The organism is Streptomyces sp. NPDC001728, from assembly GCF_040297565.1.
GTDB lineage: Bacteria > Actinomycetota > Actinomycetes > Streptomycetales > Streptomycetaceae > Streptomyces.
In genome coordinates this window covers 37321-63682 of sequence record NZ_JBEOZK010000030.1, presented here as the reverse complement: position 1 = coordinate 63682, position 26362 = coordinate 37321, and the positions used below count along the sequence as shown (strand labels likewise).

Genomic DNA, 26362 nt, shown 5'->3' with positions numbered 1-26362 from the left:
AGCCTGCCTGAGCAGTTTCGAGCACGCTCCGGAACCGGCACGACACCCCTCGCTCTTCTTCCAGCGTGAGGGCCGAGCAGGGGGCGCTCGGGCCGGACCACAGCACGTTCTCTCTTCCGCCGCACCCGGCGGGACCACCGCCCCGGACACGGTCCACCGAACACGGGACCGCTGCCGGACAGCACAACCGGTCGCCGAGCCAGATGGCCGACGTCCGCTCCAGGGAAGGACCCTTCGTGAGCGACACCACCGATCTGATGGGCGTGACTGCCGACAGCAGTGTCGACACCCCCGCGCCCGCCGCAGGTGCTGCCACCGGCGGCACCGCACGGCGCCGCCGCTCCGGCACCGGCCTCGACGGCATGGTCCTGGCCGAGCTGCAGCAGGTCGCGTCCGGCCTCGGCATCAGGGGCACCGCGCGGATGCGCAAGAGCCAGCTGATCGAGGTCATCAAGGAGGCGCAGGCCGGAGGTTCCGCCGCGCCCGCCAAGACCGCCGACGCCGCTGCCGACACCAAGCCGAAGCGCCGTGCCACCGCCAAGGCGCGTACGGGCGAGACCGCGGCAGAGGCCGCCGCGCCCAAGGCGGAGAAGACGGCCGAGAAGGCCGTCGCCCCGCAGCAGATCGACATCCCGGGCCAGCCCGCCTCGGAGGATCAGCCGGCCGGCGAGCGCCGTCGTCGCCGTGCCACCGCCCCCGCCGGTTCGCCGGAGGGCGAGGCCAAGGCCGAGGCCGCGCAGGTCGTGAAGACCGAGGCCCGCACCGACACGCAGACCGACGCCAAGGCCGAGGCCGCCGTCGACGGCGCCGAGGGCCGTGGCCGCCGTGACCGCGGCGAGCGCGGGGAGCGCGGCGAGCGCCGTGACCGCCGTGACCGTCAGCGCGACCGCGGCAAGCAGGGCGACGAGCAGCAGGGCGGTGGCCAGGGCGGCCAGCGCCAGCGCCAGGGCGGCCAGGGTCAGGGCCAGCAGAGCCAGGGCCAGGGCCAGGGCCAGCAGGGCGGCCAGCAGGCCGGTCCGCAGGACGACTACGACGACGAGGGCGGCCGTCGCGGCCGTCGGGGCCGTTACCGCGACCGTCGCGGGCGTCGTGGCCGTGACGACTTCCAGGCCGGCGAGCCGCAGGTCGCCGACGACGACGTCCTGATCCCCGTCGCGGGCATCCTCGACATCCTCGACAACTACGCGTTCATCCGGACCTCCGGCTACCTGCCCGGTCCGAACGACGTGTACGTCTCCCTCGCCCAGGTCCGCAAGAACGGGCTGCGCAAGGGTGATCACGTCACCGGCGCCGTGCGTCAGCCGAAGGAGGGCGAGCGCCGCGAGAAGTTCAACGCGCTGGTCCGCCTGGACTCGGCGAACGGCATGGCGGCCGACTCCGGCCGCGGCCGTCCGGAGTTCAACAAGCTGACCCCGCTGTACCCGCAGGACCGGCTCCGTCTGGAGACCGACCCGGGCGTGCTGACCACGCGGATCATCGACCTCGTGTCGCCGATCGGCAAGGGCCAGCGCGGTCTGATCGTGGCCCCGCCGAAGACCGGCAAGACCATGATCATGCAGGCCATCGCCAACGCGATCACCACCAACAACCCCGAGTGCCACCTGATGGTCGTCCTGGTCGACGAGCGTCCGGAAGAGGTCACCGACATGCAGCGGTCGGTCAAGGGCGAGGTCATCTCCTCGACCTTCGACCGTCCGGCCGAGGACCACACCACCGTCGCCGAGCTGGCCATCGAGCGCGCCAAGCGTCTCGTGGAGCTGGGTCACGACGTGGTCGTCCTGCTCGACTCGATCACCCGCCTGGGCCGCGCGTACAACCTCGCGGCGCCGGCCTCCGGCCGCATCCTTTCCGGTGGTGTCGACTCGACCGCGCTCTACCCGCCGAAGCGCTTCTTCGGTGCCGCGCGCAACATCGAGGACGGCGGCTCGCTGACCATCCTCGCCACCGCGCTGGTGGACACCGGTTCGCGCATGGACGAGGTGATCTTCGAGGAGTTCAAGGGCACCGGCAACATGGAGCTCAAGCTCGACCGGAAGCTCGCCGACAAGCGCATCTTCCCCGCGGTGGACGTCGACGCGTCCGGCACCCGCAAGGAGGAGATCCTGCTCGGCGCCGACGAGCTGGCCGTCACCTGGAAGCTGCGTCGTGTGCTCCACGCGCTCGACCAGCAGCAGGCGATCGAGCTGCTGCTCGACAAGATGAAGCAGACGAAGTCGAACGGCGAGTTCCTGCTCCAGATCCAGAAGACGACGCCGGGCGGCAAGAACGACGACTGACGCGAGAGCTGCGTCACACGACGAGACCCGGGCCCCGTCTCCGTAACCCCGTCGTGACCTGCGTAAACCACTGCGCCCACCGTGCCCCGCACGGTGGGCGCAGTGCTGTCTCCGCCCGAGCTCACCGAAACCTCACAGGTCCATATGCAACCCTTTCGGGTGCTTCGCCGTCACACATGGTGAACCGAGGGCCGAGGGAAGACGATGACCGAGCAGAACAAGAGCGGCCGAATAGGCGGCGCGGGAACCGGCCGCCGCCGCAAACCGCCCGCCGCGCGACGCCGCAGGACGACGATCCTGCTGTCGGCCGCCGCCGCCGTGCTCGTCCTCGGCGGCGCCGGAGCGGGGTTCGCGTACCTCAAGCTCGACGGCAACATCAAGGGCGTCGACATCAACGCCCAGCTGGGCACCGACCGCCCCGACGACACCGACAACGACTCCGTGGACATCCTCGTCCTAGGCTCCGACTCCCGCTCCGGCGACAACGGCGCCTACGGCAAGGACGAGGGCGGCGCCCGCTCCGACACCGCGATGGTCGTCCACGTCTACGAGGGCCACAAGAAGGCCAGCGTGGTCTCCATACCCCGCGACACCCTCATCGACCGGCCCACCTGCGCCGACGGCAAGGGCGCCACCGTCGCCGGCGAGCAGCGGGCCATGTTCAACACCGCGTACGAGGTCGGCGGCCCCGCCTGCGCCGTCAAGACCGTCGAATCGATGTCCGGCATCCGCATGGACCACTACATCGAGGTCGACTTCACCGGCTTCAAGAAGCTCATCGACGAACTCGGCGGCGTGGAGATCACCACCACCACCGCCATCAAGGACAGCAAGAGCCACCTCGACCTCGGACCGGGCACCCACACCCTCGACGGCGAGCAGTCCCTCGGCCTCGTCCGCACCCGCAAGAGCGTCGGCGACGGCAGCGACCTCGGCCGCATCCAGCTCCAGCAGGCCTTCATGAAGGCCTTCATCGACCAGGTCAAGAGCGTCGGCGTCCTCACCAACCCGACCAAGCTGTACGGCCTCGCCGACGCCGCCACCAAGGCCATCACGCCCGACTCCGAACTCGACTCCGTCCAGGAGCTGATGGGCTTCGCCAAGGGCCTCTCCGGCATCGGCGCCCAGAACGTCCACATGGTCACCATGCCCGTCGAGTACGACCCCCGGGACCCCAACCGCGTCGTCCCCCTCGAAGCCCAGGCCGAGCAGGTCTGGACGGCCCTGAAGAAGGACCTCCCGATCCCCGCGGCGGCCACCGAGGGCACCGCCACCGGCAAGGCCGACGGCCTCGTGAGGTAGCGCCGGAGGCGCCGCCCCGAGCGGCTCAGGAATAGTTCCGGCCCGACCCCGGTTTTGGGAGATGCGGCCGGTCCTGGCAGACTGGTACGTCGGCCCCGGTTCACGTTTGCCGCAACCCGCGGAAGCGACCCGGAGCCCTCCCGAAACTAGGAGACACCTTGAAGCGCGAGATCCACCCCGAGTACGTCGAGACCCAGGTCAGCTGCACCTGCGGCGCGTCGTTCACCACCCGGAGCACGCTGACCGAGGGCACCATCCGTGCCGAGGTCTGCTCCGAGTGCCACCCGTTCTACACGGGCAAGCAGAAGATCCTCGACACCGGCGGCCGCGTCGCCCGCTTCGAGGCCCGCTTCGGCAAGGCCACCGGCTCCGCCAAGTAGCGAGCCCCTGCGCCGGTCCTCGGTCGCCCCGCGCGGGTGGCCGGGACCGGCGCTTTGCCGTCCCCGTAGCAACTGACGAAAACCCCAGGAGCCCCCGATGTTCGAGGCGGTCGAGGAACTGGTCGGCGAGCACGCCGACCTGGAGACGAAGCTCGCGGACCCTTCGGTCCACGCCGATCAGGCGAACGCGCGCAAGCTCAACAAGCGCTACGCCGAGCTGACCCCGATCGTCGCCACCTACCGGGCCTGGAAGCAGACCGGTGACGACATCGAGACCGCCCGCGAGTTCGCGCACGACGACCCCGACTTCGCCGCCGAGGTCAAGCTGCTGGAGAAGGACAGGGAGGGGCTCACCGAGAAGCTCCGCCTGCTCCTCGTCCCGCGCGACCCGAGCGACGACAAGGACGTCATTCTGGAGATCAAGGCGGGCGCGGGCGGCGACGAGTCCGCCCTCTTCGCCGGCGACCTGCTCCGCATGTACCTCCGGTACGCCGAGCGCGTCGGCTGGAAGACCGAGATCATCGACGCCACCGAGTCCGAGCTGGGCGGCTACAAGGACGTCCAGGTCGCCGTGAAGACCAAGGGCGGCAACGGCGCCACCGAGCCCGGCCAGGGCGTCTGGGCCCGCCTCAAGTACGAGGGCGGGGTGCACCGCGTGCAGCGCGTGCCCGCGACCGAGTCCGCCGGCCGCATCCACACCTCCGCCGCCGGCGTGCTCGTCACGCCCGAGGCCGAGGAGGTCGAGGTCGAGGTCCACGCCAACGACCTGCGCATCGACGTCTACCGCTCGTCCGGCCCCGGCGGCCAGTCGGTCAACACCACCGACTCCGCGGTCCGCATCACCCACCTGCCGACCGGCATCGTCGCCTCCTGCCAGAACGAGAAGAGCCAGCTCCAGAACAAGGAGCAGGCCATGCGCATCCTGCGCTCCCGGCTGCTCGCCGCCGCACAGGAGGAGGCCGAGTCCAAGGCCGCCGACGCCCGCCGCAGCCAGGTCCGCACGGTCGACCGCTCCGAGAAGATCCGCACGTACAACTTCCCGGAGAACCGCATCTCCGACCACCGCGTCGGCTTCAAGGCGTACAACCTGGACCAGGTGCTCGACGGCGAGCTCGACCCCATGATCCAGGCCTGCGTCGACGCCGACTCGGCCGCCAAGCTCGCCGCGGCGTAAGTGGCGTAAGTTCCGTAAGCCCCACCCCGCACCACGGAGGACCAGCGTGAACCTGCTGCTTGCCGAGGTGGCCCAGGCCACCCAGCGGCTGGCCGACGCCGGCGTTCCCTCACCGCGTTTCGACGCGGAGGAGCTCGCCGCGTTCGTGCACGGCGTCAAGCGGGGGGAGCTGCACAACGTCAAGGACGCCGACTTCGACGCCCGCTACTGGGAGACCGTCGCCCGCCGCGAGGCCCGCGAACCGCTCCAGCACATCACCGGGCGGGCGTTCTTCCGCTACCTGGAGCTCCAGGTCGGACCCGGCGTCTTCGTGCCCCGGCCGGAGACCGAGTCGGTCGTCGGCTGGGCCATAGACGCCGTACGCGCCATGGACGTCGTCGAACCCCTCATCGTCGACCTCTGCACCGGCTCCGGGGCCATCGCCCTCGCCATGGCCCAGGAGGTCCCGCGCTCGCGCGTGCACGCCGTCGAGCTCTCCGACGACGCCCTCGTGTGGACCCGGAAGAACGCCGAGGGATCCCGGGTCACCGTCCACCAGGGCGACGCGCTCGGCGCGCTCCCCGAGCTGGACGGACAGGTCGACCTGGTCATCTCCAACCCGCCGTACATCCCGCTCACCGAATGGGAGTACGTCGCACCCGAGGCCCGCGACCACGACCCGGAGATGGCCCTCTTCTCCGGCGAGGACGGCCTCGACACCATCCGAGGCATCGAGCGCACCGCCCACCGGCTGCTCCGCCCCGGCGGCCTCGTCGTCATCGAGCACGCCGACACCCAGGGCGGGCAGGTGCCGTGGATCTTCAACGAAGAGGCCGGCTGGGCCGACGCCGCCGACCACCCGGACCTGAACAACCGGCCGCGCTTCGCGACCGCCCGCAAGGCGATGCCGTGACCAGCACGACCGCCATGACCGACATGGCGAACCACGCGAACGAGGAGGCCGGGAACTGATGGCACGGCGATACGACTGCAACGAGGCGACCGACCGTGTGACCGGCCTGCGCGAAGCCGCGTCCGCCGTCCGCCGGGGCGAGCTCGTCGTGCTGCCCACCGACACCGTGTACGGGATCGGCGCGGACGCCTTCAGCAGCGAGGCCGTCGCGGACCTGCTCGCCGCCAAGGGCCGGGGCCGCAACATGCCCACGCCCGTGCTCATCGGCTCCCCGAACACGCTCCACGGCCTCGTCACGGACTTCTCCGAGCAGGCCTGGGAACTCGTCGACGCCTTCTGGCCCGGGGCGCTCACCCTCGTCGCCAGGCACCAGCCGTCCCTCCAGTGGGACCTCGGCGACACCCGGGGCACCGTCGCCATCCGCATGCCGCTGCACCCCGTCGCGATCGAGCTGCTCACCGAGGTCGGCCCGATGGCCGTCTCCTCGGCGAACCTCACGGGACACCCGGCGCCGGAGGACTGCGACGCGGCCCAGGGCATGCTCGGCGACTCCGTCTCCGTCTACCTCGACGGCGGACCCACACCCGGGATCGTCCCCTCGTCCATCGTCGACGTCACGGGCAAGGTCCCGGTGCTGCTGCGCGAGGGAGCACTGTCGCCGGAGGAGCTCCGGAAGGTCGTACCCGACCTCGAGGTGGCACATTGACCGCCCCTGAGGGGCGTGGCATAGCGGGGTTCGAAGACAGCGGCACCTTCCGCATCCTCCACGTCAGCACCGGCAACGTCTGCCGCTCGCCGATCACCGAGCGGCTGACCCGCCATGCCCTGAGCGACCGCCTCGGCGATCCCCTCGGCGGCGGCCTGATCGTGGAGAGCGCGGGCACGTGGGGCCACGAGGGCGCCCCGATGGAGGCCAACGCGGAACTGGTCCTCGCCGACTTCGGCGCGGACTACAGCGGCTTCGTGGGGCGCGAGCTCCTCGACGAGCACGTCATCCGCGCGGACCTCGTCCTGACGGCGACCCGCGACCACCGGGCGCAGGTCATCTCCATGGGCCACTCGGCGGGCCTGCGCACCTTCACCCTGAAGGAGTTCACCCGCCTGGTCCGCGCGATCGACCCGGCCACCCTCCCGGACGCCCACGACGAGGGCATGGTGGAACGCGCCCGCGCCCTGGTCCGCGCGGCAGCGGCTCTACGCGGGTGGCTCCTGGCCCCCTCGGTGGACGCGGACGAGGTCAACGACCCGTACGGCGCCCCGATCACGTTCTTCCGCTCGATCGGCGACGAGATCAACCAGGCTCTGGATCCTGTGGTGACGGCGCTGACGGGCGTCTCGGCGCGGGACTGACGCTCAGCGGGCGGGCGGGAGCCGGCGTGCCTACATTGGTGCCATGCCGGTCACCGCTCCCCCCGAAGCGGGTCTCGACGTCCTGCGTCGGCAGGATCCCGAGATCGCCGACGTGCTGCTCGGTGAGGTGCGCCGGCAGGCCGACAGTCTGCAGCTGATCGCCGCCGAGAACTTCACCTCGCCCGCCGTCCTCGCCGCGCTCGGTTCACCCCTCACCAACAAGTACGCCGAGGGCTATCCCGGTGCCCGGCACCACGGCGGCTGCGAGTACGTCGACGCCGCCGAGCGGATCGCCGTGGAACGGGCCACCACGCTCTTCGGAGCCGACCACGCGAACGTCCAGGCCCACTCGGGCTCCTCGGCCGTCCTGGCGGCGTACGCGGCCCTTCTCAGGCCCGGTGACACGGTTCTCGCCATGGGGCTCGAACACGGTGGGCACCTCACCCACGGTTCGCCCGCCAACTTCTCCGGCCGCTGGTTCGACTTCGTCCCGTACGGCGTCGACGCCGAGACCGGGCTCGTCGACTACGAGCAGGTCGCCGCGCTCGCCCGGCACCACCGTCCGAAGGCGATCGTCTGCGGCTCCATCTCGTACCCCCGCCACCTCGACTACGCCGTCTTCCGGGAGATCGCCGACGAGGTCGGCGCCTATCTGATCGCGGACGCGGCCCACCCCATCGGCCTGGTCGCCGGGGGAGCGGCCCCGAACCCCGTCCCGTACGCCGACGTGGTCTGCGCGACCACGCACAAGGTGCTGCGCGGTCCGCGCGGCGGGCTGATCCTCTGCGGCGACGACCTCGCGGGGCGGATCGACCGCGCGGTGTTCCCGTTCACCCAGGGCGGCGCCCAGATGCACACGATCGCGGCGAAGGCCGTGGCGTTCGGCGAGGCCTCCACCCCGGCGTTCACCGCGTACGCCCACCAGGTGGTCGAGCACGCCCGGGTCCTCGCCGCCGCCCTCGCCGCCGAGGGCTTCGCGCTGACGACCGGCGGCACCGACACCCACCTCATCACCGCCGACCCCGGCCCCCTCGGCATCGACGGCCGCACCGCCCGCTCCCGGCTGGCCGCCGCCGGTGTGGTGCTCGACACCTGCGCCCTGCCCTACGGGGAGGGGCGCGGCATCCGGCTGGGCACGGCCGCCGTGACGACGCAGGGCATGGGCGCCCCGGAGATGGCCAGGATCGCCGGGCTGTTCACCACCGCGCTGCGCGACGACCCCGCGGAGACCGCCAGGGTGCGGGCGGAGGTAAGGGCGCTGACCGGGCGATTTCCCCCGTATGGACCCTGAGGGAAGATCCGGGAAAGTCGCTGTGCAACCGTTCGGACGGCCCGCGTGTCTCCAAGCACATGGACGGCACGGCTAGGGTGTGGGGCTGAGATGGCCAGCGATTCCTGTGGGGCAGCCCGTGCGTGATTACCTGCTGACGCTCTGTGTCACGGCCGCGGTGACGTACCTGCTCACCGGTCCGGTGAGGAAGTTCGCCATCGCGACCGGGGCGATGCCGGAGATCCGCGCCCGCGACGTACACCGAGAACCGACTCCGCGGCTCGGTGGCATCGCCATGTTCTTCGGGCTGTGCGCGGGTCTGCTCGTCGCCGACCACCTGCAGAACCTGAACAGCGTCTTCGAGCTCTCCAACGAGCCGCGGGCCCTGCTCTCCGGTGCCGCCCTGATCTGGCTGATCGGCGTCCTGGACGACAAGTTCGAGCTGGACGCGCTGATCAAGCTGGGCGCCCAGATGATCTCGGCGGGCGTGATGGTCGCGCAGGGTCTGACGATCCTGTGGCTGCCGATCCCCGGCGTCGGCGTCGTCTCGCTGACCTCCGGGCAGGGCACCCTCCTGACCGTGGCGCTGGTGGTCGTGACCATCAACGCGGTCAACTTCGTCGACGGTCTCGACGGTCTCGCCGCCGGCATGGTCTGCATCGCCGCCGCCGCCTTCTTCCTGTACGCGTACCGCCTCTGGTACGGCTACACGATCGAGGCCGCCGCCCCCGCGACGCTCTTCACCGTGATCCTCATGGGCATGTGCCTGGGCTTCCTGCCGCACAACATGCACCCGGCGCGGATCTTCATGGGCGACTCGGGTTCGATGCTGATCGGTCTGATCCTGGCGGCCTCCGCGATCTCGATCACCGGCCAGGTCGATCCGGACGCGCTGAAGATCTTCGAGGGTTCGACCCGGCAGGCCACCCACGCCGCCCTGCCGGTCTTCATCCCGCTGGTGCTGCCGCTGACGATCATCGCGATCCCGATGGCGGACCTGGTCCTGGCGATCGTGCGCCGTACATGGAAGGGCCAGTCGCCGTTCGCGGCCGACCGCGGGCACCTGCACCACCGGCTCCTGGAGATCGGGCACTCGCACAGCCGCGCGGTCCTGATCATGTACTTCTGGTCGGCGCTGATCGCCTTCGGGACGCTGGCGTACTCGGTGCACTCGGCGTCGATGTGGATCGTGCTGTGCGTGGTCGCGCTGAGCGCGATCGGTCTGGTGCTGCTCCTGCTGCCGCGCTTCACGCCGCGGGCGCCCCGCTGGGCGCAGTCGGTCGTGCCGCCCCGCTACCGCCGCCGTACTCCGGTCCCTGTCGTGGCGGAGCTCGCTCCGGAGCCCGCGGAGGAACGCGTTCCGGTGCCGGCCGGCCTCCACGGGTCCACGGCCATCGGCAACCGCGCGCGCTTCACCGACCGAAGGAAGGCCGGAACGCCAAGTTGACGAATGGCCGCATCAGCGGCCATTACCAGACAAGGCGCCGCTCTGTCGTGCACACACGCGCGGGGTAACTCTCATGTGTGATGGTTGGCACACCTTATGGGTAAAGACCTATTCAAATAGTTTGTGATACGGTTCACGAGACCCGGCGACAGTGCCGAAAGACCGTAGTGCGACGGTCCGTTGGCCCCGAGACCCACCTCGGACCGGGCTTACGCTCGTCCATGACGACACCATCGCCCCCTCCATCACTGCGGAGACACCGCCATGCCGTCCAACGACGCACGCATCCTCTTGCACACCGCTGTTCCCACCGCTGCCGTCGGCGCTCTCGCCACGGTCATCAGCGGCGTGATCGCGGGTGGCAAGGGAGCTGTCGGTGCCGTTGTCGGCACCCTGGTCGTGATCCTTTTCATGGGGATCGGGCAGGTGGTCCTGCAGCGGACGGCGAAGTCGCTTCCGCACCTCTTCCAGGCCATGGGGCTCATGCTCTACACGGCCCAGTTGCTGGTGCTCTTCATCTTCCTGGCCTTGCTCAAGAACACGACGCTGTTCGACTTCAAGGCCTTCGCCTTCACGCTGCTCGCGACGACCGTGGTGTGGGTCGCCGCACAGGCCCGGGCCTACATGAAGGCCAAGATCACGTACATCGACCCCGGAAACACGGGGTCGAAGTCGTGAAGGGTAGGGCCGGGATAAAGCCGCGTTCGGCTTCCTGCTATCGTCCGGTGCCAACTGCGGCACTGCGGGCGCGGGCATCCGAGACGCCTGTCCCAGCGCGAGGCTCGATGCCGAACCGCCGCCCCCTTATCCGTAAGACCAGTCCAGTGCCGACCCGCGGCTGCGTGCCGCGCCGACACAACGAGGTTGCCGTACCTATGCGCCACGCTGAAGGAGCCCGCGGTGAGTGCTGACCAGACGCTTGCCTTCGACCCGGATTGCCACATCTTCAGTGGATGCGGCTTCCCGGCGCCGGGCCTGCACACGTTCATGTACGAGCCCATGTTCACCGTGGGCGGTATCGACTTCACCAAGCCGATGCTGCTGGCGATCCTGGGTTCGATCGTGGTCGTCGGGTTCTTCTGGGCCGCCTTCAACAAGCCCAAGCTGATCCCCGGCAAGATGCAGATGGTCGGCGAGGCCGGTTACGACTTCGTGCGCCGCGGCATCGTCTACGAGATCATCGGCAAGAAGGACGGCGAGAAGTACGTCCCGCTGATGGTGTCGCTGTTCTTCTTCGTGTGGATGCTCAACCTCTGGTCGATCATCCCGCTCGCCCAGTTCCCGGTCACCTCCCTGATCGCCTTCCCGGCCGGTCTCGCGCTGATCGTGTACGTCCTCTGGGTGTCGCTGACCTTCAAGAAGCACGGCTTCGTCGGCGGCTGGAAGAACATCGTCGGCTACGACAAGTCGCTCGGCGCGATCCTTCCGATGGTCATGGTCCTCGAGTTCTTCTCGAACCTGCTCATCCGGCCCTTCACGCACGCGGTGCGACTGTTCGCGAACATGTTCGCCGGTCACCTGCTGATCGTGATGTTCTCGCTGGCCACCTGGTACCTCATGAACGGCCTGGGCTTCGTCTACGCCGGCGCCTCGTTCGTGATGGTCCTCGTGATGACGGCCTTCGAGCTCTTCATCCAGGCTGTCCAGGCGTACGTCTTCGTCCTCCTGGCCTGCAGCTACGTCCAGGGCGCGCTCGCCGAGCACCACTGAGCCGTACCGGCCCCGTAGCTCCACCCCCGAATCCATCAGTCGTCCGGTGGCCAACCCCCATCGGGTCATTGAAAGAGAAGGAAGTAACGGCATGTCCGCTGCTCTCGACATGATCAACCTCGCCGCCGATGGTGGCAGCGCCAAGACCAACGTCGTCGGCAACGTCGCCTCGATCGGTTACGGCCTCGCCGCGATCGGCCCCGGCGTCGGCGTCGGCATCATCTTCGGTAACGGCACGCAGGCCCTCGCCCGCCAGCCCGAGGCCGCCGGTCTGATCCGCACCAACCAGATCATGGGCTTCGCCTTCTGTGAGGCGCTCGCCCTCATCGGCATCGTCATGGGCTTCGTCTACCAGTAAGCCGGACCGACTGCCCGATTCTTTTTACGGAAGGCACTGATGTGAACGCTCTGCTTCTTGCGGCAGCGGAGGAGCCCCAGCCTCCTCTGATTCCGCATCTCGACGAGCTCGTCATCGGCCTGATCGCCTTCGTCATCGTCTTCGGCTTCCTCGCCAAGAAGCTCCTCCCGAACATCAACAAGGTTCTGGAGCAGCGTCGCGAGGCCATCGAGGGTGGCATCGAGAAGGCCGAGTCGGCCCAGATCGAGGCTCAGAGTGTGCTGGAGCAGTACAAGGCCCAGCTCGCCGAGGCCCGCCACGAGGCCGCGCGTCTTCGCCAGGAGGCGACGGAGCAGGGCACCGCGATCATCCAGGAGATGAAGGCGGAAGGCCAGCGCCAGCGCGAGGAGATCATCGCGGCCGGCCACACGCAGATCGAGGCCGACCGCAAGGCCGCGTCCGCTTCGCTGCGTCAGGACGTGGGCAAGCTCGCCACCGACCTGGCCGGCAAGCTGGTCGGCGAGTCCCTCGAGGACTCCGCCCGCCAGAGCCGGACGATCGACCGCTTCCTCGACGAGCTCGAGGAGAAGGCCGAGGCCGTCCGATGAACGGAGCGAGCCGCGAGGCACTGGCCGCAGGACGTGAGTCCCTCGACGCGCTGACCGACAACACGTCGGTCGACGCGGCGAAGCTCGCGGTCGAGCTGGCCGCAGTCACCACGCTGCTCGACCGCGAGGTGTCGCTGCGCCGGGTCCTGACGGACCCCGCGCAGTCGGGTGAGGCCAAGGCCGAGCTCGCGCAGCGACTCCTGAGCGGTCAGGTGGGTGGCGAAGCCGTCGACCTGGTGTCCGGCATGGTGCGTTCCCGCTGGTCGCGTTCGCGTGACCTGGTCGACGCGGCCGAGGAACTGGCGAACACCGCCGACCTCACCGCGGCGCAGAAGGCGGGCGCCCTCGACGACGTCGAGGACGAACTGTTCCGCTTCGGTCGGATCGTGTCCTCCAGCCCCGAGCTCCGCTCGGCGCTGACGGACAAGGCCGCCACGGCCACCGCCAAGGGCGCGCTGCTCCGCAGCCTGCTCGGCGGCAAGGCCGACCCGGCCACCGAGCGCCTGGTCGTCCGTCTGGTGACCCAGCCCCGGGGACGTAGCCTGGAAGCGGGACTCGAGTCCCTCTCCAAGCTCGCCGCGGCGCGCCGGAACCGGATGGTCGCTGTCGTCACCACGGCGGTGCCGCTGTCGGACCAGCAGAAGCAGCGCCTCGGTGCCGTACTGGCCAAGCTGTACGGCCGCGAGATGCACCTGAACCTGGACGTGGACCCCTCGGTCCTCGGCGGGATCACGGTGCAGGTCGGCGACGAGGTCATCAACGGCTCGATCGCGGAGCGCCTCGACGAGGCGACCCGCCGACTGGCCGGCTGACGACCGTCACCAGCAGCACAAGGCATCACAGCAACACAGCATCACCAGCGGCCCGGTTGGGCCGTGCAGAGATTGCAGAAGATTCCTGGGGGTCGGCCCCCAGACCCCTTAAGAAACTTCGGGCCCAACAAGGAGAGCAGGGAACCCAGATGGCGGAGCTCACGATCCGGCCGGAGGAGATCCGGGACGCACTGGAGAACTTCGTCCAGTCGTACCAGCCGGACGCGGCCTCGCGCGAGGAGGTCGGCACGGTCAGCCTGGCCGGTGACGGTATCGCGAAGATCGAGGGACTTCCCTCGGCCATGGCGAACGAGCTGCTGAAGTTCGAGGACGGGACCCTCGGTCTCGCGCTGAACCTCGAAGAGCGCGAGATCGGTGCGATCGTCCTCGGCGAGTTCAGCGGCATCGAGGAGGGTCAGCCGGTGCAGCGCACCGGTGAGGTCCTCTCCGTCGGTGTCGGTGAGGGTTACCTGGGTCGCGTCGTCGACCCGCTCGGCAACCCGATCGACGGTCTCGGCGAGATCGCGACCGAGGGCCGCCGCGCCCTCGAGCTGCAGGCCCCGGGCGTGATGGCCCGTAAGTCGGTGCACGAGCCGATGGAGACCGGCTACAAGGCCGTCGACGCCATGACGCCGGTCGGCCGTGGTCAGCGTCAGCTGATCATCGGTGACCGTCAGACCGGCAAGACCGCTCTGTGTGTCGACACGATCATCAACCAGCGCGACAACTGGCGCTCGGGCGACGTGAACAAGCAGGTCCGCTGCATCTACGTCGCCGTCGGCCAGAAGGGCTCGACCATCGCGTCCGTTCGCGGCGCCCTGGAAGAGGCCGGTGCGCTCGAGTACACGACGATCGTCGCCGCCCCGGCGTCCGACCCGGCCGGCTTCAAGTACCTGGCGCCGTACACCGGTTCCGCCATCGGTCAGCACTGGATGTACCAGGGCAAGCACGTCCTGATCGTCTTCGACGACCTGTCGAAGCAGGCCGACGCCTACCGCGCCGTGTCGCTGCTGCTGCGCCGCCCGCCGGGCCGTGAGGCCTACCCGGGTGACGTCTTCTACCTGCACTCGCGTCTCCTCGAGCGCTGCGCGAAGCTCTCGGACGAGCTGGGTGCCGGTTCGATGACCGGTCTTCCGATCGTCGAGACCAAGGCGAACGACGTGTCGGCGTTCATCCCGACCAACGTCATCTCCATCACCGACGGCCAGTGCTTCCTGGAGTCCGACCTGTTCAACGCCGGCCAGCGTCCGGCTCTGAACGTCGGTATCTCGGTCTCGCGTGTCGGTGGCTCCGCCCAGCACAAGGCGATGAAGCAGATCTCCGGCCGCCTCCGCGTGGACCTGGCCCAGTTCCGTGAGCTGGAGGCGTTCGCCGCCTTCGGTTCCGACCTGGACGCCGCCTCCAAGGCGCAGCTGGAGCGTGGACAGCGCATGGTCGAGCTGCTCAAGCAGGCTCAGTACCAGCCGATGCCCACCGAGAACCAGGTCGTCTCCGTCTGGGCCGGCACCACCGGCAAGATGGACGACGTTCCGGTCGCCGACATCCGCCGCTTCGAGGCCGAGCTCCTGGCGTACCTGCGCCAGAGCCACTCCGGTCTCATGACCTCCATCCGTGAGGGCGGCAAGATGTCCGACGACACCCTGCAGGCCGTGGGCGACGCCATCGCGGAGTTCAAGAAGCAGTTCGAGACCTCTGACGGCAAGCTGCTGGGCGAGGACGCTCCTGCCGCCGTCAACGTCTCGAAGTGACGACGGAAGGGACCTGACTCATGGGAGCGCAGCTCCGGGTCTACAAGCGTCGCATCAAATCCGTCACCGCGACGAAGAAGATCACCAAGGCGATGGAGATGATCGCCGCCTCGCGTGTCGTCAAGGCGCAGCGCAAGGTGCAGGCGTCCACGCCGTACGCGACCGAGCTGACGCGTGCGGTCACGGCGGTGGCCACGGGTGCGAACGACAACCACCCGCTGACCACCGAGGCGGAGAACCCGATCCGTGCCGCGGTTCTGCTTCTTTCGAGCGACCGCGGTCTGGCCGGCGCCTTCAACTCCAACGCCATCAAGGCCGCGGAGAAGCTGACGGCGAAGCTTGAGGGCGAAGGCCGCGAGGTCGCCATCTACGTCGTCGGCCGTCGTGGCATCGCCCACTACAACTTCCGCGAGCGGAAGCTGGCCGGTACGTGGACCGGGTTCACGGACCAGCCGTCGTACGGCGACGCCAAGACGATCGCGGCTCCGCTGATCGAGGCGATCGAGAAGGACACGGCGGAGGGTGGTGTGGACGAGCTCCACATCGTCTACACCGAGTTCGTCTCGATGATGACGCAGACGGCGGTCGAGGCCCGGCTGCTGCCCCTCAGCCTCGACGAGGTGGCGAAGGAGGCGGGCGACTCGGACACGCTTCGTCCGCTGTACGACTTCGAGCCGTCGGCGGAGGACGTCCTCGACGCCCTGCTGCCGCGGTACGTCGAGAGCCGGATCTACAACGCGCTGCTCCAGTCGGCTGCTTCCAAGCACGCCGCCACGCGACGCGCGATGAAGTCGGCGACCGACAACGCGGGAGACTTGATCAACAACCTCTCCCGACTTGCCAACGCGGCCCGCCAGGCCGAAATCACCCAGGAAATCAGCGAGATCGTCGGTGGCACCGCAGCCCTGGCCGACGCGACCGCGGGGAGTGACAAGTAATGACGACCACTGTTGAGACGGCCGCCGCCACGGGCCGCGTCGCCCGGGTCATCGGCCCGGTCGTCGACGTGGAGTTCCCCGTCGACGCGATGCCGGCGATCTACAACGCCCTGCACGTCGAGGTCATGGACCCGACCGAGGAGGGCGCGACCAAGACGCTGACCCTCGAGGTCGCCCAGCACCTCGGTGACGGCGTTGTCCGCGCCATCTCCATGCAGCCCACCGACGGCCTGGTCCGCCAGGCCCCGGTGACCGACACCGGCACGGGCATCACCGTCCCCGTCGGTGACGTCACCAAGGGCCGCGTGTTCAACACGCTGGGCCAGGTGCTGAACGCCGACGAGTCCACCGTGGCCGACGCGCCGCGCTGGACGATCCACCGCAAGGCCCCGGCCTTCGACCAGCTCGAGTCCAAGACCGAGATGTTCGAGACCGGCCTGAAGGTCGTCGACCTTCTCACCCCGTACGTCAAGGGTGGAAAGATCGGTCTGTTCGGTGGTGCCGGTGTCGGCAAGACCGTTCTGATCCAGGAAATGATCGTCCGTGTGGCCAAGCTGCACGACGGTGTGTCGGTCTTCGCGGGCGTCGGCGAGCGCACCCGTGAGGGCAACGACCTCATGGTGGAGATGGAGGAGGCCGGCGTTCTGGACAAGACCGCGCTGGTCTTCGGCCAGATGGACGAGCCCCCGGGCACCCGTCTCCGCGTGGCCCTCGCCGGCCTGACCATGGCGGAGTACTTCCGCGATGTGCAGAAGCAGGACGTGCTGTTCTTCATCGACAACATCTTCCGCTTCACCCAGGCCGGTTCCGAGGTGTCGACCCTGCTCGGCCGTATGCCCTCCGCCGTGGGTTACCAGCCGAACCTGGCCGACGAGATGGGTCTCCTCCAGGAGCGCATCACCTCGACCCGTGGTCACTCGATCACCTCGATGCAGGCGATCTACGTCCCCGCGGACGACCTGACCGACCCGGCTCCGGCCACCACCTTCGCCCACCTCGACGCGACGACGGTTCTCTCCCGTCCGATCTCCGAGAAGGGCATCTACCCGGCCGTGGACCCGCTGGACTCCACGTCCCGGATCCTGGACCCGCGCTACATCGCGCAGGACCACTACGACGCCGCCACGCGCGTCAAGGGAATCCTGCAGAAGTACAAGGACCTCCAGGACATCATCGCGATCCTCGGTATCGACGAGCTGAGCGAGGAGGACAAGCTCGTTGTCCACCGCGCCCGCCGTGTCGAGCGCTTCCTGTCCCAGAACACCCACGCGGCGAAGCAGTTCACCGGTGTGGACGGTTCGGACGTTCCGCTCGACGAGTCGATCTCCGCGTTCAACGCGATCTGCGACGGTGAGTACGACCACTTCCCCGAGCAGGCGTTCTTCATGTGCGGTGGCATCGAGGACCTCAAGAACAACGCCAAGGAACTCGGCGTCTCCTGAGCCCCGTGCTCCCGAGGGGGGCGGGATCCTGTCCCGCCCCCCTCACCACGCCCCTTAGAATTGACCCCAACACCCGGCACGACCGCCGGGTGGTGACCCGAGGAGCCACCCTTGGCTGCTGAGCTGCACGTCGAGCTGGTCGCCGCGGACCGGAGTGTCTGGTCCGGCGAGGCCACCCTGGTCATCGCGCGTACCACCTCCGGCGACATCGGCGTCATGCCCGGCCACCAGCCGCTGCTCGGTGTGCTGGAGTCGGGCCCGGTGACCATCCGTACCAGTGAGGGCGCGACCGTCGTCGCCGCCGTCCACGGTGGATTCATCTCGTTCGCCGACGACAAGCTGTCTCTGCTCGCGGAGGTCTGCGAGCTGGCGGACGAGATCGACGCCCAGCGCGCCGAGCGCGCGCTGGAGCGTGCGAAGTCGGATTCGGACGCCGCCGCCGAGCGGCGCGCCGATGTACGGCTGCGCGCGGTAGCGGTCCGCTGACGGTCCGCGCAGAGTAGTGCCCTCAGCCGCGGCACGGTCCGGAATTTTCCGGACCGTGCCGCGGCTGAGGCGATGCAGATGCAGGTTGTATTCGGTTCTGCCGGCGGTGCCGGCTACGGGACGCAGCGAGGAGGTCGGTGAAGATGTTCCTCGCTCTGCTCGTGTGCGGCCTGGTCGTCGCACTGGTGGTGATCGGGCTCTTCGTCTTCGGTATGCGCCGGAGGCTGATCCAGCGTGCCGGCGGCACCTTCGACTGCTCGCTGCACTGGAACGTCCCGGACGAGCCGGATCCGAGCGGCAAGGGCTGGGTGTACGGCGTCGCCCGCTACAGCGGTGACGAGATCGCCTGGTTCCGTGTCTTCTCGTACTCGCCCCGCCCCCGCCGTACCCTGGAGCGCTCGTCCATCGTGGCTCTGGAACGCCGGATGCCGGAGGGCGAGGAGGAGCTGGCTCTTCTGTCCGAGATGGTGATCCAGCCCTGTATGTACGAGGGCGTCCGTCTGGAGCTCGCGATGAGCGAGGACGCCCGGACCGGCTTCATGGCCTGGCTGGAGGCGGCGCCTCCCGGGCAACGGGTCAATGTTGCTTGAATTCCCTGCCCCGTTGAATGGGGGTCCCCCCGGACGAAGTCTGGGGGGAGTGAGCGTGGCCTGATACGGCTGAAGCGGGGGGCGGCGTGCTGCGCCGTCCCCCGCTTCGTCATCTCCCGGCCGGGACCGGTTCGTACGGGCTAGCTCAGGCCGGTGCTGATGGCGCCGACCAGTTCGCCGTTGCCGGTGTCACCGCTGAACTCCCAGAAGAACGCGCCGCCCAGGCCCTGGTTCTTCGCCCAGCTCATCTTGGACGTGACCGTGGCCGGGGTGTCGTAGCTCCACCAGTTGCCGCCGCACTTGGCGTACGCCGTGCCGGCGACGGTTCCGGTGGCCGGGCAGGAGTTCTTCAGGACCTTGTAGTCCTCGATGCCCTGCTCGTAGGTGCCCGGCGCGGGGCCGGTCGCCGTGCCGCCGGGGGCGTCCTGGGTGACGCCGGTCCAGCCGCGCCCGTAGAAGCCGATGCCGAGCAGCAGCTTGTTGGCGGGGACGCCCTTCGCCTTGAACTTGGCGATCGCCTCGGCGGAGTTGAAGCCGGACTGCGGGATGCCGGGGTAGGCGGTGAGCGGGGAGTGCGGGGCCGTCGGGCCCTGCGCCGCCCAGGCGCCGAAGAAGTCGTACGTCATGACGTTGAACCAGTTCATGTACTGCGCCCCGCCCGCGTAGTCGGCGGCGTCGATCTTGCCGCCGGCGGAGGCGTCGGCCGTGACGGCCGCGGTGATGAGGTAGTTGGCGCCGAACTTGGCGCGCATGGCCTGCATCATGTTCTTGAAGGAGGCGGCGCCGCTGGTGTCACAGGACAGACCGCAGGCGTTCGGGTACTCCCAGTCCAGGTCGATGCCGTCGAAGACATCGGCCCAGCGCGGGTCCTCGATCAGGTCGTAGCAGGACTGCGCGAAGGCGGCCGGGTTCTGCACGGCCTGGCCGAAGCCGCCGGACCAGGTCCAGCCGCCGAAGGACCAGAGGATCTTGATGTTCGGGTACTTCGCCTTCAGCTTGCGCAGCTGGTTGAAGTTGCCGCGCAGCGGCTGGTCCCAGGTGTCGGCGACGCCGTCGACGGACTGGTCGGCGGTGTAGGCCTTGTCGTAGTCGGCGTAGGCGTCACCGATGGTGCACTTGCCGCCCGTGACGTTGCCGAAGGCGTAGTTGATGTGGGTGATCTTGGACGCGGAGCCCGAGGTCACGATGTTCTTCACGTGGTAGTTGCGCCCGTAGACGCCCCAGTTGGTGAAGTAGCCCATCTTCACGACGTGGGGCGGCGGGGTGCCGCCGCCACCGGTGGTACGGACGGGGACCGGGCCGGCGGCGGGGCCGGTCTGGTCGATGGTGTCGCGGGCGACGACCGTGTAGCTGTAGTCGGTGCCCGCGGTGAGGCCGCTGTCCGTGTAGGTGAGGCCGGTGGTGGTGGTGACCTTGGTGCCGTCGCGCAGGACGTCGTAGTTCTTGACGCCCTTGTCGTCGGTGGCCGCGGTCCAGGTGAGCTTCACCGAGGTGTCGGTGACGCCCGAGGCTACGGGGGTGCCGGGGGCCGAGGGCGGGTTGTCGCCGGGCTGGGTGCTGCCGTCGCAGGCGGCGCCGTTGATCTTGCAGCCGCTGGGGGCGCCGGAGCCGGCGCCGTTGTAGCCGAAGGAGACGGAGGCGCCCGGGGCGAGGCTGCCGTTCCAGCCGACGTTCTTGGCGGTCCAGTGGGTGCCGGAGCCGGTGACGGTGGCGTCCCAGGCGGAGGTCACGGAGGTGCCGGCGGGGTAGTCCCACTCGACGGTCCAGGAGCTGATGGTGGTGGTACCGGTGTTCTTCACGGTCCAGCTGGCACCGAATCCGGTGCCCCAGTCCTGGGTCTTGGTGTACGTGGCGGTGGCCGAGGTGGCGGCCTCGGCGGGGGTGGCGAGGCCGACCATGGCGGCCAGGGGCAGGATCAGGGCGGTCAGACCGGCGGCGGCCCGGTGTCTGAACCCTGTTCTGCGCGTCGGTGCTTGAGTGCTCAACGGTGCTCCTCAAGTTGCGGACGGACATGGGTGGGGGTGGTCCGTGGAGATGCGCGCGCCCCGAGAGCGTAGGAAGGTCTGGACCAATCGTCAAGAGGTCCAGACCAACGTCGCCGTCCGCCGCTAAACCCCCAACTCCTGGGCCAGGACGGCCGCTTGCACCCTGCTCCGGAGCTCCAGCTTGCCCAGCACCTTGCTGACGTGTGTCTTCACCGTCGCCTCCGCCATGTCGAGCCGTGCCGCGATCTCCGCGTTCGACAGACCCTGGCCCAGCGTCGAGAGCACCTCCCGCTCCCGCGGCGTCAGCGCGTCGAGCACGGCGGGATCCGTCCCTCCCGAGGCCCGTACCGGACGGCCCGCCGCCGCGAACTCCGCGATCAGCCGCCGGGTCACCGCCGGCGCGATCAGCCCCTCGCCGCGCGCCACCGTCCGTACCGCCTCGATCAGTTCCCGGGCGTCCGCGTTCTTGAGCAGGAATCCGGAGGCGCCCGCCCGCAGCGCCCCGAAGACGTACTCGTCCAGATCGAAGGTGGTCAGCACGAGGACGTCCGCGAGCCCCTCCGCGACCACGATCCCGGTCGCCGTCACCCCGTCCATCCGGGGCATCTGTACATCCATCAGGACCAGGTCCGGGCGCAGTTCGCGCGCCAGCTCCACCGCTCGCTCGCCGTCCGCCGCCTCCCCGACCACCTCGATGTCCGGCGCGCTCCCCAGGATGAGCACCAGCCCCGCCCGTACCGCGGACTGGTCCTCCGCCACCACCACCCGCACCGTCATGCCCGCTCCTCGTCGCTCGCGGCCACGGGCAGCTCCGCCCGGACCCGCCATCGTCTGTGTCCCTCGTGGTCCGTGACCGGCCCCGCCTCGAAGACCCCGTCGAGCAGCGCCACCCGCTCCCGCATCCCCACCAGACCCGCCCCCGAACCGGGAGCCGTCGGACCGGGGCGCTCCCCGTACGGACTCGTCACCTCGACCGTCAGGGCGTCGGGACCCCGGCCGAGCAGCACCCGGACCTCGCCGGGAGCGGCGTGCTTGAGCGCGTTCGTCAGGGACTCCTGCACGATCCGGTACGCGGCCAGCTCGACCGGCGCCGGGAGGCCCGCGTCGCTCTCCCCGCCGTCGTCGAGGACCAGCACGAGGCCGCTGGGCCGGGCGTTCGCCCGTGCCTGGCCGACCAGCGCGTCCAGACCGGCGAGGGTGGGCGCGGCGGCCGGCTCGGTGTCCCCGCCGCTGTCCCTGAGGAGTCCGATCAGCCTGCGCATCTCCGCCAGGCCCGCCACGCTGTTCTCCCGGATCACGGTCAGCGCCTGCCGGGTGGTGGCCGGTTCGTCGAGCGAGAGCGCGGCCGTGGAGTGGATGGCGATCGCGGAGAGGTGGTTGGCGACCATGTCGTGCAGCTCGCGCGCCATCCGGGCCCGCTCGGCCGCCACCGCCTGCACCCGGTCCATCTCGGCGAGCAGCGCCGTCTGTTCGGCCCGCAGCCGGGCGGCCTCCGCGGCCTCCCGGTGGTTGCGGACGATGGCGCCGGTCATGGCGGGCAGGAAGGAGACCATGCCCGTGATCACCCCGACGAGCAGGGCCAGCGCGTTCTGCCACCAGACGAGGAGTCCGATCGTCACCGCGACCGTGATCAGCCCGGTCGTATAGGGGACGCGGCGGGCCTGGGCGGGCGGTCCGTACACCACGGCGGCGTAGACGATGTCCGTGAACATCAGGACGGTGACCAGGTTCCCGTTGGTGAACTGGTTCGCGACGATCGCGAGCGTGCCCACGATCAGCGCCGCCCGCGGCATCGTCCGGCGCCCGGCCTCGCAGGCGCTCATCACCGCGAGCGGCACCAGCGCCGCCCACCGCTGCTCGAAGACGCGGTCGGCGCTCGTGTACAGCCCGAAGAACCACAGGAGCACCCCGACGGCGAGCCCCGAGAGGGCGATGAACAGGTCGACGCGGTGGGGGCGGGTGATCGCGGTCGGGCGGGGGGTCGTCACCGGGCGGGGGAGTGTCACGCTCTCATCCAACACGGCCCGACGTGCCGGGACCTCCTCGTCCGGGCCGATCCCCGCCTCCGTCGAAGGATGTAGGCGTACGTCGTCACCGGCGACGACGAAACCCGGCCGGTCCCACGGGACGCTGGAGGGGAACCGAGAGGGGAACCGCCGTGATCGTCACGCTGATCGTCGTCTGCGAGGTCGGCTTCTGGGTCCTGCTGGCCGCCGGGCTCGCCACCCGCTATCTGCTGAAGATGCCCCGGGCGGGTATGGCCCTGCTGCTGTGCGAACCGCTCCTGGAGATCGTTCTCCTCGTCGCCACCGCGATCGACCTCAAGAACGGCGCCGACCCCAGCTGGGAGCACGGCCTCGCCGCCCTCTACATCGGCTACACCGTCGGCCACGGCCACCGCACCGTGAAGTGGCTCGACGGGCACGCGGCCCACCGCCTCGGCGAGGCGCCGCCGCCCGCGAAGCCGCCACGCTACGGGATGGCCCGGGCCCGTCACGAGGGCGCGGTCTGGGTGGGCAGCGTGGTCGCCGCGGCCGTCGCCTCGGCGCTGCTGCTCCTGGCGGCCTGGTACGTCGGCGGCGACGGGGACACCGACGGTCTCCACGGCTGGATCTTCGTCGCCTGGCGGGCGGCGGGCATCCACGGCCTGATCGCGCTCAGCTACGCGATCTGGCCGAAGAGGGCCCCGGTCGGCGAGCGGCCCGCCGCACCCGCCGGGCGTCCGGCCTCAGCGGTCCCCGCCCGGGACCCAGAGCACGTCCCCGACCTCCTTGTTCGCCGTCCGGGCAAGGATGAAGAGCAGGTCTGACAGACGGTTGAGGTACGTGGCCGTCAGGGCGTTCATCGTCTCGCCGTGCACTTCGAGGGCCGCCCAGGTGGAGCGCTCCGCGCGCCGGACCACCGTGCACGCCTGGTGCAGCAGGGCCGCCCCGGGCGTGCCGCCCGGCAGGATGAAGGAGCGCAGCTTGTCGAGCTCCTCCAGGAAGAGGTCGCAGTCCGCCTCCAGCTTGTCGACGTAACCCTGCTCGACCCGGAGCGGCGGGTACTCGGGGTCCTCCACCACCGGAGTGCAGAGGTCCGCGCCCACGTCGAACAGGTCGTTCTGGACGCGGACGAGGACCTTCACGACCTCCTCGCCGAGCTGCCCGAGGGCGATCGCCGTGCCGATGGCGGCGTTCGCCTCGTTGGCGTCGGCGTAGGCCGAGATCCGCAGATCCGTCTTGGCGGTCCGGCTCATGTCGCCGAGGGCCGTGGTGCCCTGGTCGCCGGTACGGGTGTAGATGCGCGTCAGATTGACCATGGGTCCAGCCTAGTTAGGCACCGGCGCTCCGGAACGTGCGTGTGCCGACCGTCACGGCGACCGCGGTCAGTCCGAGCGCCACGAGCACCCCGTACAGCATGGCCGGGGTCGTGTAGTGGCCGATGTACGCCTCCCGGACCGCGTCCACCAGATAGCGGAACGGCATGAGGTGCGAGACCACGTCGAGCCAGCCGGGGGCGAGGGCCATCGGCAGCATCAGCCCCGAGAGCAGCATCGACGGCATCGCGAGCGTGTTGATCGCGGGGCCGAACTCCTGCGGGGTGCGCAGTTTGAGGGCCAGCGCGTACGACAGCGAGGCGAGCGCGGCGGAGAGCAGGGCCACGAAGCCGAAGCCCATGAGGACCCCGGCGACCGGTGCCCGCAGGCCCATCGGGATCGCCACGACGACGAGCAGGACCGCCTGGAAGACGAAGAGCGTGGCGTCCCGCAGGACCCGGCCGAGCAGCAGGGCGAGCCGGCTCACCGGGGTGACCCGCATCCGGTCCAGCACGCCCCAGTTCTTCTCCATGATGATCGAGAAGCCGGCGAACGAGGCGCCGAAGAGTCCGAGCTGAAGCAGCAGTCCGGGGACGAGGATCTGCCAGGAGTCGCCCTCGCGGCCCAGCGGGAGGCCGGTGAGCAGCGGTCCGAAGAAGAACAGGTAGAGCAGCGGCATCAGGGCGCCGAAGAAGATCTGGAACGGGGAGCGCAGGGTCTGGCGGATGTAGCGCCCGAAGAGCAGCGCGGTGTCGTGGAGCAGCATCACGGGTCTCCTAGACCGCTACGGGGGTGGTGTCGGCGGGGGCCGGGCCGCGGCCGGTGACGGCGAGGAAGGCCTCCTGGAGGGTGCTCACGCCGTGCGCGGCCTTGAGTCCCGAAGGGCTGTCCTCGGCGACGACCGTGCCCTTGTCCACGATCACGAGGCGGTCGGCGAGGGCGTCGGCCTCGTCGAGGTAGTGGGTGGTGAGGACGACGGTGGTGCCGTGCTCGTCGCGCAGCCGCCGCACCAGGGCCCACAGGTCGGCGCGGCTGCCGGGGTCGAGGCCGGTGGTCGGCTCGTCGAGGAAGAGGACCTCGGGGTGGTGGGTGAGTCCCATCGCGAGGTCGAGGCGGCGGCGCTGGCCGCCGGAGAGCGCCGGGGTCCTCCGTCCGAGGAGTTCGGTGAGGCCGAGGTCGGCCGCGAGCTCCTCGGTGCGTTCGTTCGCGCGCGCCCGGTCCAGGCCGTAGAGCCTGCCCTGCATGACGAGTTCGGAGCGGACGGTCTCCTGGGGGTCGAGGCCGCCGGACTGGGCGACGTATCCGATGCGACGGCGTACGGCGGCGGGGTCCCGCACGAGGTCGTGGCCGGCGATGGTGGCGGCGCCGCCGGTGGGCGGCAGGAGCGTGGTGAGCATGCGGAGGGTGGTCGTCTTTCCGGCGCCGTTGGGGCCGAGGAGGCCGAGGATCTCGCCGGGCCGGACGGTGAGGTCGATTCCGCGGACGGCCTCCACGGGGCCGTTCTTCGTGGTGAAGGTCCGGGCGAGCCCGGCCGTACTGATGATGGGCATGGCGACTACAAAAACAGAGTCACTGAAATTTTGCAACGTCTCCAAAAATTCAGGGCCACCGAAATTTCAGGGAGCCTAGGATGAGGGCATGGCCGAGGGACTCAGGGAACGCAAGAAGCGCGAGACGAAGCAGCGGATCTCCGACATCGCGACCGGGCTCTTCCTGGAGCGCGGCTTCGTGACCGTGACCGTCGCGGACGTCGCCGAGGCGGCGGACGTCTCCGTCAACACCGTCTACAACTACTTCCCGGCCAAGGAGGACCTCTTCCTCGACCGGATGGACGGCGTCACCCAGCGCCTCGCCCGGATGATCCGGGGCCGCGACCGGGGCGAGTCCGCCGCCCAGGCCGTCCTGCGCGAACTCCGCCAGGACATCGGGGCGGTGTCACCCGCGTACGGGCTCATGGACGGCTTCGACGCCTTCATGAACGTCATCGAGCACGCCCCCACCCTCAAGGCCCGGCTCTTCCACGTCCAGCAGCAGGTCCACGACGCCGTCGTCGCCACGCTCCGCGAGGAGACCGGCGCGCCCGCCGAGGATCCGCTGCCGCTGCTCGTCGGCGGGCAGCTCGCCTGGATCGAGAGCACCGTCGTCGGCTACATCACCCGCGCGATGACCGGTGGGGCCAGGGCGAGCACCGTCTCCCGCGAGGCCCTCGTACTCCTCGACGAGATCGAGGAGCTGCTCAGCGACCGGGTGCTCGGCTACGCGGTGCGGGAGAGCTGACGCGGGCGCACGGCGGCAACTCCTCTCGGGCGGCGGGCGC

At 69.7% G+C, this 26362-nt stretch carries 27 protein-coding genes; 21 read left to right on the top strand and 6 right to left on the bottom strand.

Features of this window, described 5'->3' with window-relative positions:
* Nucleotides 1-236 precede the first annotated feature (236 nt).
* From rho to ABT154_RS31580, 19 genes are all read left to right on the top strand, one after another.
* Nucleotides 237-2276: a transcription termination factor Rho gene (rho, locus tag ABT154_RS31670; protein ID WP_351861499.1), complete on the top strand. Its 2040-nt coding sequence runs from the start codon at nt 237-239 to the stop codon at nt 2274-2276.
* Nucleotides 2277-2480: 204 nt separating this feature from the next.
* A complete protein-coding gene (locus ABT154_RS31665; protein WP_351861497.1) occupies nt 2481-3578 on the top strand; it encodes an LCP family protein in 1098 nt (365 codons plus the stop codon).
* 158 nt (nt 3579-3736) lie between these two features.
* Nucleotides 3737-3958: a 50S ribosomal protein L31 gene (rpmE, locus tag ABT154_RS31660; RefSeq protein ID WP_351861495.1), complete on the top strand. Its 222-nt coding sequence runs from the start codon at nt 3737-3739 to the stop codon at nt 3956-3958.
* A 97-nt stretch (nt 3959-4055) separates the two neighbouring features.
* A complete protein-coding gene (prfA, locus tag ABT154_RS31655; protein ID WP_317873966.1) occupies nt 4056-5132 on the top strand; it encodes a peptide chain release factor 1 in 1077 nt (358 codons plus the stop codon).
* A gap of 46 nt (nt 5133-5178) precedes the next feature.
* A complete protein-coding gene (prmC, locus tag ABT154_RS31650) occupies nt 5179-6024 on the top strand; it encodes a peptide chain release factor N(5)-glutamine methyltransferase (RefSeq protein WP_351861493.1) in 846 nt (281 codons plus the stop codon).
* Between the two features lie 58 nt (nt 6025-6082).
* Entirely contained in the window at nt 6083-6730 is a 648-nt protein-coding gene (locus ABT154_RS31645; RefSeq protein WP_317873967.1) for an L-threonylcarbamoyladenylate synthase, read from the top strand.
* Entirely contained in the window at nt 6727-7374 is a 648-nt protein-coding gene (locus ABT154_RS31640; RefSeq protein ID WP_351861490.1) for an arsenate reductase/protein-tyrosine-phosphatase family protein, read from the top strand. Before ABT154_RS31645 ends, ABT154_RS31640 begins: the two co-directional genes overlap by 4 nt.
* A gap of 43 nt (nt 7375-7417) precedes the next feature.
* Entirely contained in the window at nt 7418-8665 is a 1248-nt protein-coding gene (gene glyA, locus ABT154_RS31635) for a serine hydroxymethyltransferase (RefSeq protein WP_351861489.1), read from the top strand.
* Nucleotides 8666-8783: 118 nt separating this feature from the next.
* Nucleotides 8784-10091, top strand: a complete 1308-nt coding sequence (locus tag ABT154_RS31630; protein WP_351861487.1) for an MraY family glycosyltransferase — start codon at nt 8784-8786, stop codon at nt 10089-10091.
* A 264-nt stretch (nt 10092-10355) separates the two neighbouring features.
* Nucleotides 10356-10769, top strand: coding sequence for a Cg1360 family ATP-synthase-associated protein (locus ABT154_RS31625; RefSeq protein WP_351861485.1), 414 nt, complete (start codon nt 10356-10358; stop codon nt 10767-10769).
* Between the two features lie 222 nt (nt 10770-10991).
* Nucleotides 10992-11801, top strand: coding sequence for a F0F1 ATP synthase subunit A (gene atpB / locus ABT154_RS31620; RefSeq protein WP_317873971.1), 810 nt, complete (start codon nt 10992-10994; stop codon nt 11799-11801).
* A 91-nt stretch (nt 11802-11892) separates the two neighbouring features.
* Entirely contained in the window at nt 11893-12159 is a 267-nt protein-coding gene (atpE, locus tag ABT154_RS31615) for an ATP synthase F0 subunit C (RefSeq protein WP_317873972.1), read from the top strand.
* A 41-nt stretch (nt 12160-12200) separates the two neighbouring features.
* Nucleotides 12201-12746 carry a F0F1 ATP synthase subunit B gene (locus tag ABT154_RS31610; protein ID WP_056567509.1) on the top strand — a complete coding sequence of 182 codons (546 nt, stop codon included), beginning with the start codon at nt 12201-12203 and terminating at the stop codon, nt 12744-12746.
* Complete coding sequence (locus tag ABT154_RS31605; RefSeq protein WP_317873973.1) at nt 12743-13558, top strand: F0F1 ATP synthase subunit delta; 816 nt, start codon at nt 12743-12745, stop codon at nt 13556-13558. The genes ABT154_RS31610 and ABT154_RS31605 overlap by 4 nt, the downstream gene beginning before the upstream one ends.
* Before the next feature lie 149 nt (nt 13559-13707).
* Complete coding sequence (gene atpA / locus ABT154_RS31600) at nt 13708-15306, top strand: F0F1 ATP synthase subunit alpha (protein WP_056567515.1); 1599 nt, start codon at nt 13708-13710, stop codon at nt 15304-15306.
* 20 nt (nt 15307-15326) lie between these two features.
* A complete protein-coding gene (locus ABT154_RS31595) occupies nt 15327-16244 on the top strand; it encodes a F0F1 ATP synthase subunit gamma (protein ID WP_351861482.1) in 918 nt (305 codons plus the stop codon).
* The gene (gene atpD / locus ABT154_RS31590; protein ID WP_351861480.1) at nt 16244-17686 is read left to right on the top strand and encodes a F0F1 ATP synthase subunit beta; all 1443 of its coding nucleotides are present in this window, start codon (nt 16244-16246) and stop codon (nt 17684-17686) included. Before ABT154_RS31595 ends, atpD begins: the two co-directional genes overlap by 1 nt.
* Before the next feature lie 111 nt (nt 17687-17797).
* Complete coding sequence (locus ABT154_RS31585) at nt 17798-18172, top strand: F0F1 ATP synthase subunit epsilon (RefSeq protein WP_053648591.1); 375 nt, start codon at nt 17798-17800, stop codon at nt 18170-18172.
* A gap of 143 nt (nt 18173-18315) precedes the next feature.
* Nucleotides 18316-18762, top strand: a complete 447-nt coding sequence (locus tag ABT154_RS31580) for a DUF2550 domain-containing protein (RefSeq protein ID WP_317873977.1) — start codon at nt 18316-18318, stop codon at nt 18760-18762.
* 140 nt (nt 18763-18902) lie between these two features.
* On the opposite strand, the gene ABT154_RS31575 is transcribed toward ABT154_RS31580, so the two are convergent.
* The 3 genes from ABT154_RS31575 to ABT154_RS31565 form a co-directional block, all read right to left on the bottom strand.
* Entirely contained in the window at nt 18903-20747 is a 1845-nt protein-coding gene (locus ABT154_RS31575; RefSeq protein WP_502969631.1) for a glycosyl hydrolase family 18 protein, read from the bottom strand.
* Between the two features lie 123 nt (nt 20748-20870).
* A complete protein-coding gene (locus ABT154_RS31570) occupies nt 20871-21524 on the bottom strand; it encodes a response regulator (RefSeq protein WP_351861477.1) in 654 nt (217 codons plus the stop codon).
* Complete coding sequence (locus ABT154_RS31565; protein ID WP_351861475.1) at nt 21521-22753, bottom strand: sensor histidine kinase; 1233 nt, start codon at nt 22751-22753, stop codon at nt 21521-21523. Before ABT154_RS31565 ends, ABT154_RS31570 begins: the two co-directional genes overlap by 4 nt.
* A gap of 152 nt (nt 22754-22905) precedes the next feature.
* Between ABT154_RS31565 and ABT154_RS31560 the strand changes: the two genes are divergently transcribed.
* Nucleotides 22906-23556 (top strand): hypothetical protein, encoded by a 651-nt coding sequence (locus tag ABT154_RS31560; protein ID WP_351861473.1) that lies wholly within the window; start codon nt 22906-22908, stop codon nt 23554-23556.
* On the opposite strand, the gene ABT154_RS31555 is transcribed toward ABT154_RS31560, so the two are convergent.
* Genes ABT154_RS31555 through ABT154_RS31545 form a run of 3 tightly spaced genes read right to left on the bottom strand, consistent with a single transcriptional unit; the run spans nt 23476 to nt 25595 of the window.
* Nucleotides 23476-24048: a cob(I)yrinic acid a,c-diamide adenosyltransferase gene (locus ABT154_RS31555; RefSeq protein WP_351861471.1), complete on the bottom strand. Its 573-nt coding sequence runs from the start codon at nt 24046-24048 to the stop codon at nt 23476-23478. The genes ABT154_RS31560 and ABT154_RS31555 overlap by 81 nt on opposite strands.
* Nucleotides 24049-24061: 13 nt before the next feature.
* Nucleotides 24062-24811 (bottom strand): ABC transporter permease, encoded by a 750-nt coding sequence (locus tag ABT154_RS31550; protein WP_351861469.1) that lies wholly within the window; start codon nt 24809-24811, stop codon nt 24062-24064.
* Between the two features lie 10 nt (nt 24812-24821).
* Nucleotides 24822-25595, bottom strand: a complete 774-nt coding sequence (locus ABT154_RS31545) for an ABC transporter ATP-binding protein (protein ID WP_351861468.1) — start codon at nt 25593-25595, stop codon at nt 24822-24824.
* Nucleotides 25596-25683: 88 nt separating this feature from the next.
* Between ABT154_RS31545 and ABT154_RS31540 the strand changes: the two genes are divergently transcribed.
* The gene (locus ABT154_RS31540) at nt 25684-26322 is read left to right on the top strand and encodes a TetR/AcrR family transcriptional regulator (protein ID WP_351861466.1); all 639 of its coding nucleotides are present in this window, start codon (nt 25684-25686) and stop codon (nt 26320-26322) included.
* The last annotated feature ends 40 nt before the right edge of the window (nt 26323-26362 follow it).